The organism is Nonomuraea sp. NPDC049309 (assembly GCF_043196965.1).
Classification (GTDB): domain Bacteria; phylum Actinomycetota; class Actinomycetes; order Streptosporangiales; family Streptosporangiaceae; genus Nonomuraea; species Nonomuraea fastidiosa.
Map to the genome: position 1 here is coordinate 714373 of NZ_JBICSH010000005.1, position 14624 is coordinate 728996.

The window sequence follows — 14624 nt, forward strand, 5'->3', positions numbered from 1 at the left end:
TCAGCTCCCTGATTCGGTGGTGGGGGATGGGGTGGGGGCCGGCGCGTCGGCCGGGATGGGGCCCGATGCCCCCTTGCCGTTGCCGTACTGGCCGGCCCGCCCGGACAGCTGTTCCTGCAGAGAGTAGACGATCGCGACCCGGCCGAGCGGCATGTCGGCCGTGTCGACGCCGCTCACCCGCTTGGAGATCTCGCTCTCGTCCCGCAGGGCCGTGATGACGTCGCCCGGCGTGACCGTGGTGGCGACGGTGCCGGCCACCACCGCGCCCTTGCCCGCGGCGTCGAAGCCGTTGGCGACGGACACCAGCGCGCTCGCCTGCGTCTCGGCGTTCTCCCCCTCGTACGGCCGCTCCGGCGCGAACATGACGGCGAGCGTGGCCCGCTTGCCCGGGTCGCCGTCGACGGTGAGCAGCCCGCCCGCCTCGAACGCGCCGACGACGTCGGCGGTGGCGGTGTTGGGCGTGCCGGCCTGGGCGGGGTCATTGGTGACCAGCGCGGCGGCCAGCAGCGCGGCGGCCCTGTCCCAGGCGGTGGCGGTGGCGGGGAAGACCATGTTGACCGGCTTGAGCTGGTTGACCAGGCCGTCGAGCACGCCGGTGCCCTTGGGGTCGAGGAACTTCTCCGTGAACGCGATGCGGCCGGAGATCTCGGCGCCTGCCTGGCCGAGCACCTGCTGTGCGGCCTCGCGCCAGGCGGTGCTGGAGCCCGGCGTCTCGATGAGCAGCACGCGCTGGCCGGCCAGGTCGCCGGCGACCAGCTCGGGCGTCACGGCGGTGATGAAGGCGTCGTTGCCGGCCTCACGGCCCTGCAGCGTGTCGATCTGGGCGCGCAGCTCCTCCTTCGTCTTGGTGAGCTGCGCGGTGAGCTCCTGGGCGGACTTGACCGCGGGCTCCTGCAGCAGCGTCGTGCCCAGCACGATGCCCACCGCGAGCGCCAGGAAGATCGCGACGATGGAGACGAGGTGGTAGCGAAAATCGATCACGAGAAGAGTCCGACCAGCCAGAAGATGAACGCGTTCCAGACGTCTTGCAGGCCGTTCAGCCAGGTCTGGCCGAGTGGCGACATGAAGAGCGCGACTCCCATGGTGATCAACGCGGTGATCACCAGCAGGAGCAGTTGTGAAGTGGTGATGCGGCTGCGGTAGAGCCGGCTGACGCCTTTGGCGTCGATGAGCTTGCTCCCGATGATAAGGCGGGTGAGGAACGTGCTGGCCATGCCCGCGCGGCCCTTGTCGAGGAACTCCTCCAGCGTGCCGTGGGTGCCGACGGCGACGATCAGCTCGGCGCCCTTGTCGTCGGCCAGCAGCATCGCGATGTCCTCGCTGGTGCCGGTGGCGGGGAAGATCACCGCTTCCCTGCCGAGCTGGTGCACGCGCTCCAGGCCGGGGGCCCGGCCGTCGCGGTAGGCGTGGACGACCAGCTCCGCGCCGCAGGTCAGGGCCTTGGTCGAGACCGAGTCGAAGTCGCCGACGATCACGTCGGGCAGGTAGCCCGCCTCCAGCAGCGCGTCGGCGCCGCCGTCGACGCCGACGAGGACGGGACGGTATTCGCGGATATAGGGGCGGAGGGTGGCGATGTCCTCCTTGTAGTGGTAGCCGCGCACCACGATGAGGACGTGGCGGCCCTCCATGGGCGTGCGGATCTCGGGCACCCCGACGCCGTCGATGAGCAGCCTGCCCTCGCCGCGCACGTATTCCATGGTGTTGACGGCGAACGCCTCGATCTGCACGGCCAGCCCGGCGCGGGCCTCGGCCATGGCCGACTCGACGGACTCGAGCGTCTGCTCGACGCCCTTGCCGACCACGTCGTCGTCGAGGTATATGACGCCGTCGCAGACGCGGACGACGTCGCCGTCCTTGACCCGTTCGAACAGCTCGGGGCTGGCGTTGTCGATGAACGGCACACCGGCCTCGAGCAGGATCTGCGGCCCCAGGTTGGGATAGCGGCCGCTGATGCCGCTCGCGACGTTGACCACGGCGGAGGCACCGCACGCGACAAGCGCCTCCGCGCTGACCCGGTCGACGTCGACGTGGTCGATGATCGCGATTTCACCGGGCTGGAGGCGTTTCGTCAGCCTCTTGGTGCGCCGGTCGATCCTCGCCACTGCCGTTATACCGGGAAGGTCACCGACCTTCCTGCCGCGGAGGCCCGGCCTCTTGCTTCCCGGAACCTTCATCAAGACCATCCTGCCAGAGGGAAACACCGCGGAGGCCACGCATGACGCGGCGTGTCCGCTATGTCACCCAGCATCACCTGTCCGCCGCGGCCAGGCTGAGCAGCTCCTCGGCGTGAGCTCTGCCCAGCTCCGAGTCTTCCATGCCGGCGAGCATGCGGGACAGCTCGCGGACGCGGCCCTCGTGGTCGAGCGCCACCACGCCGCTGCGCACGATGCTGCCGTCGCTCGACTTCTCGACCACCAGGTGCTGGTCGGCGAAGGCGGCGACCTGCGGCAGGTGCGTCACCACGATGACCTGCGCGGTGCGGGCGAGGCGGGCCAGCCGGCGGCCGATCTCGACCGCGGCCTTGCCGCCGACCCCCGCGTCGACCTCGTCGAAGACGAACGTCGGGACCGGGTCGGCGCCCGCGAACACCACTTCGATGGCCAGCATGACGCGGCTCAGCTCGCCGCCGGATGCGCCCTTGGTGAGCGGCAGCGGCGGGGCGGCCGGGTGGGCGGCCATGCGCAGCTCCACCTCGTCGCGGCCCTCGGGGCCGAACTCGGCGCTCTGCGTCACCTCGACCACGACCCTGGCGTGCGGCATGGCGAGCGCGGTCAGCTCTTCCGTGACCGCCTTGCCGAACCGCTCGGCGGCCGCCTTGCGCACCTCGGTGAGCCGGTCGGCCAGCTCGGTGAGCCGCTCGGTCAGCTCGTCGTACTCGCGGGTCAGCTCGTCGATGCGCTCGTCGTCGCCCTCCAGCTCGGCCAGGCGGGCGGCGGCCTGCTGCGCCCAGGCCAGCACCGCCGCGCTGTCCTCGCCGTATTTCCTGATCAGTCCGGACAGGACGGAGCGCCGCTCCTGCACCGCCGCCAGCCGCGCCGGATCGGCCTCGACCGACTCGGCGTACGCGGCGAGGTCGGTGGCCACGTCGGAGATGAGGTATCCGGCCTCGGCCAGCCGGTCGGCCACCCCGGCGAGCCTGGGGTCGAAGTCGCGTACGGCCTCCACCGCCGCCCGCGCCTCGCCCAGCAGCCCGATCACGTCGCGCGGGCCGCTCGCGGCCTCCATCGGGTCGCCGAGCAGCGCGGTGTGGGCGGTCGTGGCGGCGCTGCGCAGCGCGTCGGCGTGGGAGAGCCGTTCCTCCTCCTCGCGCAGCTCCTCGTCCTCGCCCGGCTTCGGATCGACCTTCTCGATCTCTTCCAGCCCGAAGCGCAGCAGGTCGGCCTCCTGCGCCCGCTCGCGCGCCTTGGTCGTCAGCTCCTCGAGCTGCGCGGCCACCTGCTTGTGCCGCTTGTACGTCTGCGCGTACTCGCGCATCGGCTTGACCAGCTCGTCGCCCGCGTAGCGGTCGAGCGCGGCGCGCTGCCTGGCCGGCTGCAGCAGCCGTTGCTGGTCCATCTGCCCGTGCACCGCCACCAGGTCGTCGGCCAGATACGTCAGCGTGCCCACGGGCACCGTGCGCCCGCCCAGCCAGGCCCTGGACCTGCCCTCGGCGGAGACCGTACGCGAAATGATCAGCTCGCCGTCCTCGACCTGGCCGCCGATGTCCTCCACCTGCCGCGCGACGCGCCCGCCCGGCTCGATGACCAACGTGCCTTCGACAGTCGCGCGGTCGGCCCCCGGCCGCACCCGCGCCGGGTCCGCCCGGCCGCCGAACAGCAGCCCGAGCCCGGTCACGACCATCGTCTTGCCCGCGCCGGTCTCGCCGGTGACCACGTTGAAGCCAGGCGAAAGCTCGAGCACGGCCTCGTCGATGACGCCGAGCCCCTGGATGCGGACCTCCTCGACCCTCGGTCGCACTGCCCACTCCCGTTCACTGCCGTGTCTGACGCCGCTGTCGCGGTCGATCGTGCTGACCACGCGATCCTACGCGCTCCGCACTCCATTCACTCAGGGTCGAGCCCTTCCGCGCCACCCCTGGACGGGCAGCTCGAACTTGGCGACCAGCCGATCGGTGAAGGGCGCGCCGGTGCTCTCCACCCCGTGCAGCCGGGCCAGCCGCACGGGCTCGGCGCCCCTGCGCACCTCGACCCGGGTGCCGGACGGCACCTCGAACTTGCGGCGTCCGTCACACCACATGACGCCGCCCGGGGTGTCGGGCAGGATCTCCACGGCCAGCGTGGAGCGCGGCGAGACGACCAGCGGCTTGGCGAACAGCGCGTGGGCACTGATGGGCACCATGAGCAGCGCCTCGACCTCGGGCCAGACGACCGGCCCTCCGGCGGAGAACGCGTAGGCGGTCGAGCCCGTCGGGGTGGCGCAGATCACGCCGTCGCAGCCCCACCGCGACAGGGGGCGGCCGTCGATCTCGGCGACCACCTCCAGCATGCGCTCCTGCTTTTCGACGGTGACCTCGTTGAGCGCCCAGGTGTCGGCGATCAGCCGGCCGTTCTGCCGGGCGATCACGTCGACCGTCATCCGCTCCTCGACGTCGTAGCGGCCGGCCACGACGGCGTCGACGGCCGAGGCCAGGTCGGCCACCTCGGCCTCGGCGAGGAACCCGACGTGGCCGAGGTTGACGCCGAGCAGCGGCGTGCCGGCGGGCTTGGCCAGCTCGGCGGCGCGCAGCAGCGACCCGTCGCCGCCCAGCACGATCATCACCTCGGCGTCCTCCGCGGCGCCCGGGTCGCCGTGCACCGCTTCTATGCCGTGGCAGCCCAGCTCGTCGGCCTCGGTGTCGAGCACCTTGACGGTGATGCCGGCGTCGACCAGCCGTTTGATGACCAGCCGGGCGCTCTCGACGGCGGCCTCGCGCCCGGTGTGGACGGCGACCAGCACAGTGCGGTTCATTGCGGCCCTTCCGCGACGGCACGCCGGATCTCGGCGTCGAGGTCGGCGACCTCCGGCTCGCCCTCCCCCTTGCCGAGCCACAGCAGGTACTCGACGTTGCCCGACGGTCCCGGCAGCGGGCTGAAGGTCACGCCGCGCACGCTCAGCCCCAGCTCCTTCGCCTTGGCGGCGGCGCCGCGCACCGACTCGGCGCGCAGCTCGGGATCGCGTACGACGCCGCCGGCCCCCACGCGCTCCTTGCCCACCTCGAACTGCGGCTTCACCAGCAGCACGAAGTCGGCCGCGGGGGCGGCGACGGCGGCGAGCGCGGGCAGCACCAGCCGCAGCGAGATGAACGACAGGTCTCCGACCACCAGCGTGGGCGGCTCGCCGACCATCTCGGGGGTGAGGTCGCGGACGTTCACCCGCTCCATGACCGTCACCCGCTCGTCGTTGCGCAGCGACCAGGCGAGCTGGCCGTAACCGACGTCGACCGCCACCACGTGGGCGGCGCCGCGCCGCAGCAGCACGTCGGTGAACCCGCCGGTGGAGGCGCCCGCGTCCAGGCAGCGGCGGCCCGCCACCTTCAGCGAGGTGAACGTGTCGAGCGCGCCGAGCAGCTTGTGCGCTCCGCGCGAAACGTAGTCGGGACCGTCGTCCGACTCGGCGACGACGATGGCGGCGGCGGTGTCGACCTGTGTGGCGGGCTTGCGCGCCCGCTGGCCTGCGACGCTCACCCGTCCCGCCTCGATCAGCTGGACGGCCTGCTCACGCGATCTGGCCATGCCGCGGCGGACCAGCTCGCTGTCGAGGCGGACCCTGCGGCTCACGGGCGTCCCACGGCGGGCGGTGCGGGGACCGCGGGCCTGCCCGTGATCCGCCCGTCCACGGCCTGCTCGCTCACGGCCTGTCCGTCCACGGCGGCGAGCGCGCTCTCCAGACCGGAGAACGCCTCCTCGAAGACCGCGACGTGCTCGCTCACGGGCAGCTCGCCCAGCCTGCCCAGACCCGCCACGATGGCGTCGACGCGCGCGTCGCCGCTCTGCTCCGGCAGCTCACTCATGACTCGACCGTAACGCCTCCCGCGAGCGGCCGGGACCTTGGCAGGCGTGTCAGACGTTGAAGCCCATACGAGGGTGCTACTGATGTGGAACGCTACCGTCCGCAAAGGGATGAAAGGATACGCATCATGGCAAGCGTCGAGGAGTGCCGGGCGGCACTGGCCAAGCTCGTCACCCAGTTCGACGAGATCGACGAGGCCGACCGTGCCAAGCACGTGGTCGAGCGCACGGTCAGCTGCCGGGTGTCCGACCTCGACGTCACGTTCTACGGGCGGCTGCACCACGAGGGGCTCGACCCGTTCGTCGAGACGCCGCCCGCCGGCGGCACACCCGCCGACGTCAGGCTGACGATCGTCAGCGACGACCTGGTGGCGCTGGTCAACGGGGAGCTCGACCTGGCGCGGGCGCTGCTCGGCGGCCGGGTGAAGGTGGACGCGAGCTTCGGCGACCTGCTGCGGCTGCGCCGCCTGCTCTGAGCATCCCTCGCCGGGCCGCCGATAGCGCCGCGCGCCCGCCTTTCACACGCCGCCCGAACCCCGCGGAGAGCTCTCCTTCGCACCGCTCTTCCGCGCCGCCCGAACCAGCGGAGGCCCCTCCTTCGCGCGGCGCGAACCGACGGAAGGCTCTCCTAGGCGCAGCGCGAACCGGCGGAAGACCCCCTTCCGCGCCGCGCGAACCGGCGGAAGGCCCCCGTCAGGTGAGCCGGTCGAGTGCGGGTTTGACGGCGTCCTCCTCCAGGCGCCCCTCCCCGGCCACCGCCCAGGCGACGTCGCAGGCGGCCCTCAGCCCGTCGATCCTGCTCCCCTCGCCTTCGAGCCGCAGAGCGCCGTCCTGCCACCGGGCCCGCCAGCCGCCGCAGGCGCCGTCGCGCACCTCGGGGTAGGGCTGGAGCAGCGTCCGCAGGTCCTCGCCCACGTACGTGGGACGGTGGCGCGGCTCGGCCGTCAGCACGTCGGCCGGCGTCGTGACCCCGGTGAGCACGAGCAGGCTCTCGACCCCCGCGTTCGTGGCCCCCTCGATGTCGGTGTCGAGCCGGTCGCCCACGACCAGCGGGCGGCGCGCGTTCGTCCTGATCATCGACTCCCGGTGCAGCGGCGGGTCGGGCTTGCCCGCGTAGATCGGCTCGACGCCGGCGGCCGTGGCGATCACCCGTACCAGGGAGCCGTTGCCGGGCAGCTCGCCGCGCGGGCTCGGCATCGTGGTGTCGCCGTTGGAGGCCACGAACAGCGCCCCCTGCCGCACCGCCAGCGCCCCTTCCGCGAGCAGCCCGTACGACAGCTCGTACGCGAACCCCTGCACCACCGCCGCGGGCGACTCGGCGGCCGTCGAGACGGGCCTGAGCCCGCGATCGCGTACCGCGAGCCGCAGCCCTGACCCGCCGACCACCAGCACCTTCGACCCCGGCGGCACCCGCTCGGCGACCACCCGCGCGGCGGCCTGGGCCGAGGTCACGACGTCGTCGGCGGTGGCGGGCGCACCCAGCCCGCGCAGGTGCGCGGCGATCGCGGCGGGGGTGCGGGAGGCGTTGTTGGTGACGTACGCCAGCCGGGCCCCGCGCCGCCTGGCCTCCTCCAGCGACTCGGGGGCACCGGGGATCGCCTGCCTGCCCAGATAGACCACGCCGTCGAGGTCGAGCAGCAGGGTGTCGAAAGCGTCGATCAGCACAGTGCCTCTTCCCGTTCGCCTGTCACGCCGCGTGCGACTCTAGCGCCGCCCCCGTACCGGCCCGTGAGGAGGCCGCCCGCCTCGGGAGAGCCGGCCGCCCCGGAACCCGCATGCGGGAGACCGCCCGCACTCGGGGAGAACGCCCGTCCTCGACGAGACCGCCTGTCTCTCAGGGGGAGCGCCCCCGTCGTACCCGTCTGGGGAGACCACCCCCTCGTACCTGCTCCCAGGGAGACCGCCCTCCCCCGGAGATCGCTCTCGGGGGGAGTCAACCGCTGCCGGCGGGACGTTGAGGGACGGGCCGGCGACGGGCGCACCGGCGGACGGACAGGCAGGCTCACATCTCTTTGCGCGCCTTCAACGTCGCGCGCACACTCCGCAACGCCGACACGTAATTACGGTCATCGGGACGCATGGCCACCGCGATGGCCAGCGGTTCCTGAGCCCCTTCCACGTCCCCGGTACGCCACAACGACAGTCCCAGTCCGAAATACGCGTAGTCCTCGGTCGGATTGGCGTTCACGATCTGCCGGAAACTCTCGGCGGCCTCGGCATAGTGGCGGGAGTTGAACTGGGCCCGCGCCAGCGCCTCCAGAATGCTGCGCGAGTCCGGCTGCGCGGCGGCGGCCCGTTCGAGAAGGGCCGCGGCGGCCGCCGGGCTGCCGTCGTTCAGCAGCTTGACCCCGCGCTGGTACCAGTCGTAAACACCACCTCTGGGAGCTCCCGAATTCTGGTCATGGACGTTTCCCTCGTGAGCCATGGGTGAGAACTCCTTCATCGCTGTACGGGTGACCCCGCCACGCCTGCCGCGGTGCGGGAACGACTGCAACCATGGGCCGGTTTTCAGAAGGAACGGGCATTTATGGCAGCATGCCCGGTATGGGGATTCCTGAACTGCCGATACCAGATGGACTGGTGCTACGGCCCTTCCGCGGCGTGCGTTTCGCTGTCGAAGATCCCGCCAAGGTGACCTCCCCGCCGTACGACCTCATCTCCGACGCCGACGTCGAGGTCCTCCTTGACGCTCACCCGAACAACGTCGTCCGTCTTATCCTTCCCTGTACGCCTTCTGGTGACTCCTCTGGCACCACGAGCCTCGCCGCGGAACAGCCGTCACCCGGCCGGTACACCGAGGCCAGGGAGACGTTGCGGGCCTGGCTCGACTCCGGCGTCCTGGTCCCCGACGAGGTGCCCGCCCTCTACGTCTACGAGCAGAGCGGCCCCGGCGTCCTGCAGCGCGGCCTCATCGGCGACGTCGCGCTCGCCGACCCGGGCCGGCGCGTCATCCTCCCGCACGAGGACGTCCTGCCCGGCCCGATCGCCGACCGCCTGGCCCTCATGAGCACCACCCAGGCCAACCTGGAGCCGATCTTCCTGCTGTACGACGGCGACGGCGGCGCCGCCACCCGGCTGGTCGACGAGGTGGCCGCCACCCGCGACCCGCTGGTCACGGCGCGCACCGAGGACGGACTCACCCACCGCCTCTGGGCGGTCACCGACGAGTCCGAGATCGCCGCCGTCAACGCCGACCTCCACCCCCGCCAGGCCCTCATCGCGGACGGCCACCACCGGTACGCGACCTACCGCGTCCTGCAGCGCCAGGAGCGCGCCGCCCGCGACGCGCCCGCCTCCGGCCCCTGGGACTTCGGCCTCGCCCTGCTCGTGGACTCGGCCACGTACCCGCCCGACCTCAAGGCCATCCACCGCGTCATCCCCGGCCTGCCGCTCGCCGAGGCCGTCGCCAAGGCCAAGGGCGCCTGGCGGGTCCAGGACTACGCCGACCTCGCCGCCGGTCTCGCCGCGCTCCAGGACGCCCCCGAGCCCGCCTTCCTGCTGGCCGACGGCCACAGCGCCCACCTGCTCACCGGCCCCGACCCCGTACAGCTGGCCCGCGCCATGCCCGCCGACCGCTCCGACCGCTGGAACGCGCTCAACACCTCCATCCTCACGGAGTTCATCCTCCCCGTGGTGTGGGGCATGCAGGACAGCGACCAGGCCGTACGCATCGTCCACCACGACGCACAGGCCGCCGCCGACCTGGCCGCCCGCACCGGCGGCACCGCCGTCCTGCTGAAGCCGCTCGCCGTCGATGACGTCCTGGCCGTCGCCGCGGCCGGCGAACGCGTCCCCCGCAAATCCACCTCCTTCGGCCCCAAGCCCCGCACCGGCCTCGTCCTGCGCACCTTCGCCATCGACTGACCGCGGGTCGGTTCACCACACGGACTCCGTCCCGCCCAGTCGGTTCCTGAACGCGTACGGACAGAACGGCTCGTGAACCGCCCCAGACCGATTCAGGCCCCCTCACCCGCCCGGACAGTCGCAGAGGTCGGGCCCGAAAGGCTTGAGTCCGGGCCCGAAGAGCTCTTCAGTTCGGGCCCGAAGAGCCACAGCAAGACTCCTGACCGCCACCTAGCCGCACCCCGGACCCGCCCGAGCCGGCGCCAAGACCATGACCGCCCAGTGCGCGCGCAGGCGAAAACGAACGATGACCGGGGACACGCGCTGAGTGCGCACCCGAGCCAGGAGCAGACCGACCACGGCCGGACCCGAAACTAGGGAACGGATCCGGAGCAAGCCGGAGGGGCGAATCCGCCGCGAGCGAGGATGAGCCGAATCACGGACCGCCGACGTGCATGCACAATCTCGCGGCCAGGAGAAATTCTTCTACCGGCAAGTGAGGTCAGGTCACGTTTCATCCCGCCTTTTCCACCCGACCTGGAGCGCCCTGCCGGGAGAAGAAATCACACCGCGGCTCCGAACCGTGGTCACGCTCACCTCCGAGTCCTGTCACCATAGGCCGCAGTTCATTTGGCTCGGCATAAGGCCTGGCCACAGCACAATTGCCACCGAGGTAGGTCGGATGGACCTCGAAGAAGAGATCACCAACCTCAAGCAGCGCCTCCAGGCGCTCGAGTCCGGCTTGTCCTCCGATGAGGACGAGCCGGCGACACCGGTCGCCGCCGGCGCTCCTGCCGTCGCTCAGTACCCCCAAGGGCTGGCCGACGACCTGGAGGCCCTCAACGTGGAGATCACGGGGCTCCGCTGGCAGACACGGGAGTACTTCACCTCCGGCCAGGCCCAGCTGCAACAGCAGCTCGACGATCTCCGCATCGGCGTGTACCTGCTCGACTGCAAACTCGACGAGCTGCTCAAGCGAAGCATGACCTGGGGAGGAGACGAGGGGCCGCTCTAAAGGGGGTCAGGGCCACGCATCAGGCCCTGACCTTCGACCGCAGGCCGGGGTTCGGCCCGGCATCGGAGCCCGCCACAAGCGCGCGAAGACCGCCCGGCCGCCCCACCCCTGCCAAGCTCCACCGGCAGCCCACTGCCAAGCTCTCACAGCAGTGCACCGGACAGAGGCGACGAGCGGACAAGAGACAGGACAAAGCAGAAGGAGCCACACCGGCCATCACCACCGGCAGGCTCAACGACCTTCTGCTGCGCCAAGAGACCGGTCAGGAGCGAAGGGGCTTCGCCGGCCATCACCGCCGACAGGCCCCTTCGTCATCCTCGAAGCGCCGAGCCGCCGACGATGAGCCGGACGCCCCAAGACGTGCCCGCCCCGCATCCCCATCCCGCCGCCCTCACCCCACCACCGTCACCCCGCAGCCGCCAGATACCGCACCTGTCTCGGCACCAAAGCCGCCACCTGCCCCTCCGAACCCACATCGTCCGCAGCCACCAGTGCGACCTCGCACGGTCTGACGCTGCTCACCTCCACCTCGTACCGCCAGATCTTGGCCGCCGTCGGCCCGAAGACGCGGCAGCGGAACTCCCCCGTCACCTCCATGTAGTCGCGAGGCTTGAGGGCGCGCACCACGGCGGCCGTCTCCGGGTCGAACGTGACGCACGGAATGCTGTCGGTCAGGGCCGCGCCCGGGCGGTGACGGCGGCGGACGATGATGCGCCATTTCGTCGCGGTGTCGCCGCTCGGCAAGGGGTGCTCCTCGGCGGGCGCCGACAGTCTCCCCACCAGCAAGACTTCGTTTCGGTCCATGGTCGTCCTCCCATCGGTGCTCTGGTGGAGATCACTCTCTACGATGAGGAGGACGCCGGATCGGCTCGAATGCCGTTCTGGGGACAACGGCGGACGATCGGGAGTGCCTGTGGACAACATCAAAGCACTGGGCGGCGACGTCTACGAGATCGACACCAAGATGGCCGGGTACTCCGGCATCACGGCCGGCTACCTGATCCTCAGCGACCGCCCGTGCCTGGTGGAGACGGGTACGTCCACCTCCGCCCCCGTGGTACGCGACGCGATCGCCTCGCTCGGCGTCGGCCCCGACGAGCTCGCCACGGTCGTCGTGACCCACATCCACCTCGACCACGCCGGCGGGGTGGGCGACATCGCCAGGTTCTTCCCGTCCGCGCAGATCGTCGTACACGAGAAGGGCGCGCGTCACCTCGCCGATCCGTCACGCCTGATGACCAGCGCCCGCATGGTGTGGGGCGACAAGCTCGACGTGCTGTTCGGCGAGCTCTCCCCGACCGAGGCCGAACGCATCGTCGCCCTCGGCGACACCGGCGCCATCGACCTAGGCAACGGCCGCACGCTGAGCAGTCACTACTCACCCGGCCACGCCAAGCACCACGTGGGCCTGGTCGACTCCGCCACCGGCGACCTGTACGTCGGCGACGCCGCCGGCGTCTACCTGCCCGAAACGGGCGATCTGCGCCCCGCCACCCCACCGCCGGACTTCGACCTGCAGACCGCGCTGAACTCGATCGCGCTGTTCGAGGCCCTCGACCCGCAACGCCTGCTCTTCAGCCACTACGGCCCGGTCGACGCGGTCAAGGAGACGCTTGAGCGGTCCGCCGAAGAGCTCCGGGTATGGGTGGATCTGACCCGGCAGGCCCACGCCGAGGGCATGGACCTCGATCACGCCGTCGCCATGGTCAGGGACCGCACGAAGGAGCGTTACGCCCAGCCGGCGTCCGGCGACGAGCGAGCCGAGCAGCTGGAGCTGCTGAGCGGCGCCCAGTCCAACGTCGCGGGCATCCTGCACTGGCTGAACCGCGTCTCCCCGGACGCCCAGCGCCCGTCCCAGTGACCCGCGCGCCGGCGCCCGTTCACGAAGATCGAAACGCCCAGCCCCGGACGTCGAGACGACCAAGCAACGGGCACGCGCGCCGGCGCCTCGCTCGAAAACGCTTCGCTCATAGCCACCGAAGCGCCCAGCCGCCTCACACCGAAAACGAACAGGCGGCGGGCACGCGCGTTCCGCGTGCCCGCCGCTTCCGTTCAGGCGGCCGTGCCGTCAGCCGTCCGACTTGCCGGCCTTCTTGTCGTCACCAGGCTCGTCCGGTTCATCCCGTACGTCCTCGAAGTGCGGCTCGATGAACGCCGGCGTGATGCCGGGAGCCTCCTCGGCCTGACCCCGAGCGTCAGCACCGGACACGTTCTCAGACTCAGCCTTCTCAGACTCGGCCTTCCCCGAGGATCCGTCCACAGGCCCCTCGACCGGCTCGACCGCTTCGGGGGTCACGTCCCCGGCGTCCTCCGGTACGTCGTCCCCATCGCCCAGCAGGTCACCCGCCTCGGCGAGCGCCTCCTCGTCGTCCGGCTCATCGTCCGCCGCGGGCGCGGCACCGGCGTCGTCGAAGTCGTCCTCGTAGTCGAGGTCCTCTTCGACGTCCTCGATGACGGCTCCGGTCAGCTCGGCGTACCGCTCGGCGGCGTCCGTCTCGCCGTCCTCGTCGAACGCCATCGCCCGGCCGAACCAGTCGGTCGCCGCCTCGCGGTGCCCGGCCTCGGCCAGCGCGTCCGCGTACGCGAAGGCGAGGCGTGCCGACCACGGCCGCGGCTTCGGGTCGCGCAGCTCGGGCAGGCGCTGCAGCGTGATCACGGCCGCGTCGTGCTGGCCCAGGTCGCGGCGGGCGCCGGACTCGACGATGGTCAGCTCGATGCGCCCGGCCCGGTCGAGGCGTTCGGCCTCAGGCGAACGGATGAGGTCGATGGCCCGCTCGGGACGGCCGAGGCCGCGCTCGCAGTCGGCCATGATCGGCAGGTACGCCTCCGACCCCGTCAGCCTCCTGGCCGCGCGCAGGTCGCTCAGCGCCTCGGAGTAGTGCCCGGCACGGTAGGCGACGATGCCGGCGGCCTCGCGTACGACGCCGATGCGCGCCGCGAACCTGCGCGCCACCTTGGTGTGCTCGTGCGCCCGGTCGGGGTCGTCCTCCTCAAGAGCCCGCTCGGCCGCGACGAGGTGCCGTCCGACCAGGTCGGCGAGGTCGCCGGGGAGCGAACGCAGCTCCTCCAGCACCTCCTTGTCGAGCTCGTCGACGGTGATGTCGGGCGCCACCTCGGGCAGCTTCTCCCGCTGCGGCGCCTCGGGGGCGGCGTCGCGGTCGCTCCTGCCGTAGCGGGCGCGGGTGCCCGCGGCCCTGTCGTCGCGGCGGCCGTCACGGGAGAACGGACGGGACTCGCCGCGCCTGTCACGCGGGCCGCCCTCGCGAGCCGGCCTCCTGTCGTCCCGATCGCGGTAGGGACGGCGCTCGTCCCAGTCACGACGGGGACCGCGGTCGTCGCGGTAGCCACCGTCACGCCGCGACGAGTAACCGCCCTCGCGGCGCGGTCCACGATCGTCACGGAACTCACGACGCGGACCCCGATCATCGCGGAACCCGCCGTCACGCCGCGGACGATCGTCCCGCGACCCGTACTCACGACGCGGCCCGCGATCATCCCGATCGCGATAACCGCCCTCACGACGCGAGGAGTAACCACCCTCGCGCCGATCACCGTAACCACTGTCACGACGCGGCCCACGATCATCCCGATCCCGGTACGACCGGCGATCGTCCCACTCACGCCGAGGACCCCGGTCACCCCGGTAGCCGCCCTCACGCCGATCGCCATAGCCGCTGTCACGGCGCGGCCCGCGATCATCCCGATCGCGATAACCGCCCTCACGACGCGAGGAGTAACCACCCTCGCGCCGATCACCGTAACCACTGTCACGACGCGGC

Annotated in this window: 14 protein-coding genes; 4 read left to right on the forward strand and 10 right to left on the reverse strand. The window is 71.6% G+C overall.

Annotated elements, in window-relative coordinates; all coding sequences use genetic code 11:
* The 6 genes from ACGFIM_RS31615 to ACGFIM_RS31640 all read right to left on the reverse strand — a co-directional run bounded on the left by ACGFIM_RS31615 (position 1) and on the right by ACGFIM_RS31640 (position 5989).
* Entirely contained in the window at positions 1 to 981 is a 981-nt protein-coding gene (locus ACGFIM_RS31615) for a copper transporter (protein ID WP_393207693.1), read from the reverse strand.
* On the reverse strand, positions 978 to 2174 hold the full coding sequence (gene steA, locus ACGFIM_RS31620; protein WP_393207696.1) for a putative cytokinetic ring protein SteA: 1197 nt from the start codon (positions 2172 to 2174) through the stop codon (positions 978 to 980). The genes ACGFIM_RS31615 and steA overlap by 4 nt, the downstream gene beginning before the upstream one ends.
* Positions 2175 to 2247: 73 nt before the next feature.
* The gene (recN, locus tag ACGFIM_RS31625; protein WP_393207699.1) at positions 2248 to 3957 is read right to left on the reverse strand and encodes a DNA repair protein RecN; all 1710 of its coding nucleotides are present in this window, start codon (positions 3955 to 3957) and stop codon (positions 2248 to 2250) included.
* 90 nt (positions 3958 to 4047) lie between these two features.
* On the reverse strand, positions 4048 to 4947 hold the full coding sequence (locus tag ACGFIM_RS31630; protein WP_393207702.1) for an NAD kinase: 900 nt from the start codon (positions 4945 to 4947) through the stop codon (positions 4048 to 4050).
* Positions 4944 to 5756, reverse strand: coding sequence for a TlyA family RNA methyltransferase (locus ACGFIM_RS31635; RefSeq protein WP_393207705.1), 813 nt, complete (start codon positions 5754 to 5756; stop codon positions 4944 to 4946). The genes ACGFIM_RS31630 and ACGFIM_RS31635 overlap by 4 nt, the downstream gene beginning before the upstream one ends.
* On the reverse strand, positions 5753 to 5989 hold the full coding sequence (locus ACGFIM_RS31640; protein WP_393207708.1) for a hypothetical protein: 237 nt from the start codon (positions 5987 to 5989) through the stop codon (positions 5753 to 5755). The genes ACGFIM_RS31635 and ACGFIM_RS31640 overlap by 4 nt, the downstream gene beginning before the upstream one ends.
* A 126-nt stretch (positions 5990 to 6115) precedes the next feature.
* Between ACGFIM_RS31640 and ACGFIM_RS31645 the strand changes: the two genes are divergently transcribed.
* Positions 6116 to 6463 carry an SCP2 sterol-binding domain-containing protein gene (locus ACGFIM_RS31645; RefSeq protein ID WP_393207711.1) on the forward strand — a complete coding sequence of 116 codons (348 nt, stop codon included), beginning with the start codon at positions 6116 to 6118 and terminating at the stop codon, positions 6461 to 6463.
* Positions 6464 to 6680: 217 nt separating this feature from the next.
* Here the strand turns inward: ACGFIM_RS31645 and ACGFIM_RS31650 are convergent, their stop codons facing one another.
* On the reverse strand, positions 6681 to 7652 hold the full coding sequence (locus tag ACGFIM_RS31650; RefSeq protein WP_393207714.1) for an HAD-IIA family hydrolase: 972 nt from the start codon (positions 7650 to 7652) through the stop codon (positions 6681 to 6683).
* 337 nt (positions 7653 to 7989) lie between these two features.
* Positions 7990 to 8412: a tetratricopeptide repeat protein gene (locus ACGFIM_RS31655; protein ID WP_393207717.1), complete on the reverse strand. Its 423-nt coding sequence runs from the start codon at positions 8410 to 8412 to the stop codon at positions 7990 to 7992.
* A gap of 119 nt (positions 8413 to 8531) precedes the next feature.
* On the opposite strand from ACGFIM_RS31655, the gene ACGFIM_RS31660 reads away from it, so the two are divergent.
* Positions 8532 to 9851 carry a DUF1015 family protein gene (locus ACGFIM_RS31660; RefSeq protein ID WP_393207720.1) on the forward strand — a complete coding sequence of 440 codons (1320 nt, stop codon included), beginning with the start codon at positions 8532 to 8534 and terminating at the stop codon, positions 9849 to 9851.
* Positions 9852 to 10512: 661 nt separating this feature from the next.
* Positions 10513 to 10845 (forward strand): hypothetical protein, encoded by a 333-nt coding sequence (locus tag ACGFIM_RS31665; RefSeq protein ID WP_393207723.1) that lies wholly within the window; start codon positions 10513 to 10515, stop codon positions 10843 to 10845.
* A gap of 405 nt (positions 10846 to 11250) precedes the next feature.
* Here ACGFIM_RS31665 and ACGFIM_RS31670 read toward each other — a convergent pair whose 3' ends face one another.
* The gene (locus tag ACGFIM_RS31670) at positions 11251 to 11649 is read right to left on the reverse strand and encodes a single-stranded DNA-binding protein (protein WP_393207726.1); all 399 of its coding nucleotides are present in this window, start codon (positions 11647 to 11649) and stop codon (positions 11251 to 11253) included.
* Between the two features lie 109 nt (positions 11650 to 11758).
* Here ACGFIM_RS31670 and ACGFIM_RS31675 point away from each other — a divergent pair, with 109 nt between their 5' ends.
* Entirely contained in the window at positions 11759 to 12706 is a 948-nt protein-coding gene (locus ACGFIM_RS31675) for an MBL fold metallo-hydrolase (RefSeq protein ID WP_393207729.1), read from the forward strand.
* 207 nt (positions 12707 to 12913) lie between these two features.
* Here ACGFIM_RS31675 and ACGFIM_RS31680 read toward each other — a convergent pair whose 3' ends face one another.
* Positions 12914 to 13957 carry a hypothetical protein gene (locus tag ACGFIM_RS31680; RefSeq protein WP_393207732.1) on the reverse strand — a complete coding sequence of 348 codons (1044 nt, stop codon included), beginning with the start codon at positions 13955 to 13957 and terminating at the stop codon, positions 12914 to 12916.
* Positions 13958 to 14624: the final 667 nt, after the last annotated feature.

Bases quoted from the DNA above. Each gene is read 5' to 3' on its own strand.
- ACGFIM_RS31670 (WP_393207726.1), bottom strand. From the start codon at position 11,649: ATGGACCGAAACGAAGTCTTGCTGGTGGGGAGACTGTCGGCGCCCGCC.
- steA (WP_393207696.1), bottom strand. From the start codon at position 2,174: ATGAAGGTTCCGGGAAGCAAGAGGCCGGGCCTCCGCGGCAGGAAGGTC.
- ACGFIM_RS31665 (WP_393207723.1), top strand. From the start codon at position 10,513: ATGGACCTCGAAGAAGAGATCACCAACCTCAAGCAGCGCCTCCAGGCG.
- ACGFIM_RS31640 (WP_393207708.1), bottom strand. From the start codon at position 5,989: ATGAGTGAGCTGCCGGAGCAGAGCGGCGACGCGCGCGTCGACGCCATC.
- ACGFIM_RS31660 (WP_393207720.1), top strand. From the start codon at position 8,532: ATGGGGATTCCTGAACTGCCGATACCAGATGGACTGGTGCTACGGCCC.
- ACGFIM_RS31630 (WP_393207702.1), bottom strand. From the start codon at position 4,947: ATGAACCGCACTGTGCTGGTCGCCGTCCACACCGGGCGCGAGGCCGCC.
- ACGFIM_RS31645 (WP_393207711.1), top strand. From the start codon at position 6,116: ATGGCAAGCGTCGAGGAGTGCCGGGCGGCACTGGCCAAGCTCGTCACC.
- ACGFIM_RS31655 (WP_393207717.1), bottom strand. From the start codon at position 8,412: ATGGCTCACGAGGGAAACGTCCATGACCAGAATTCGGGAGCTCCCAGA.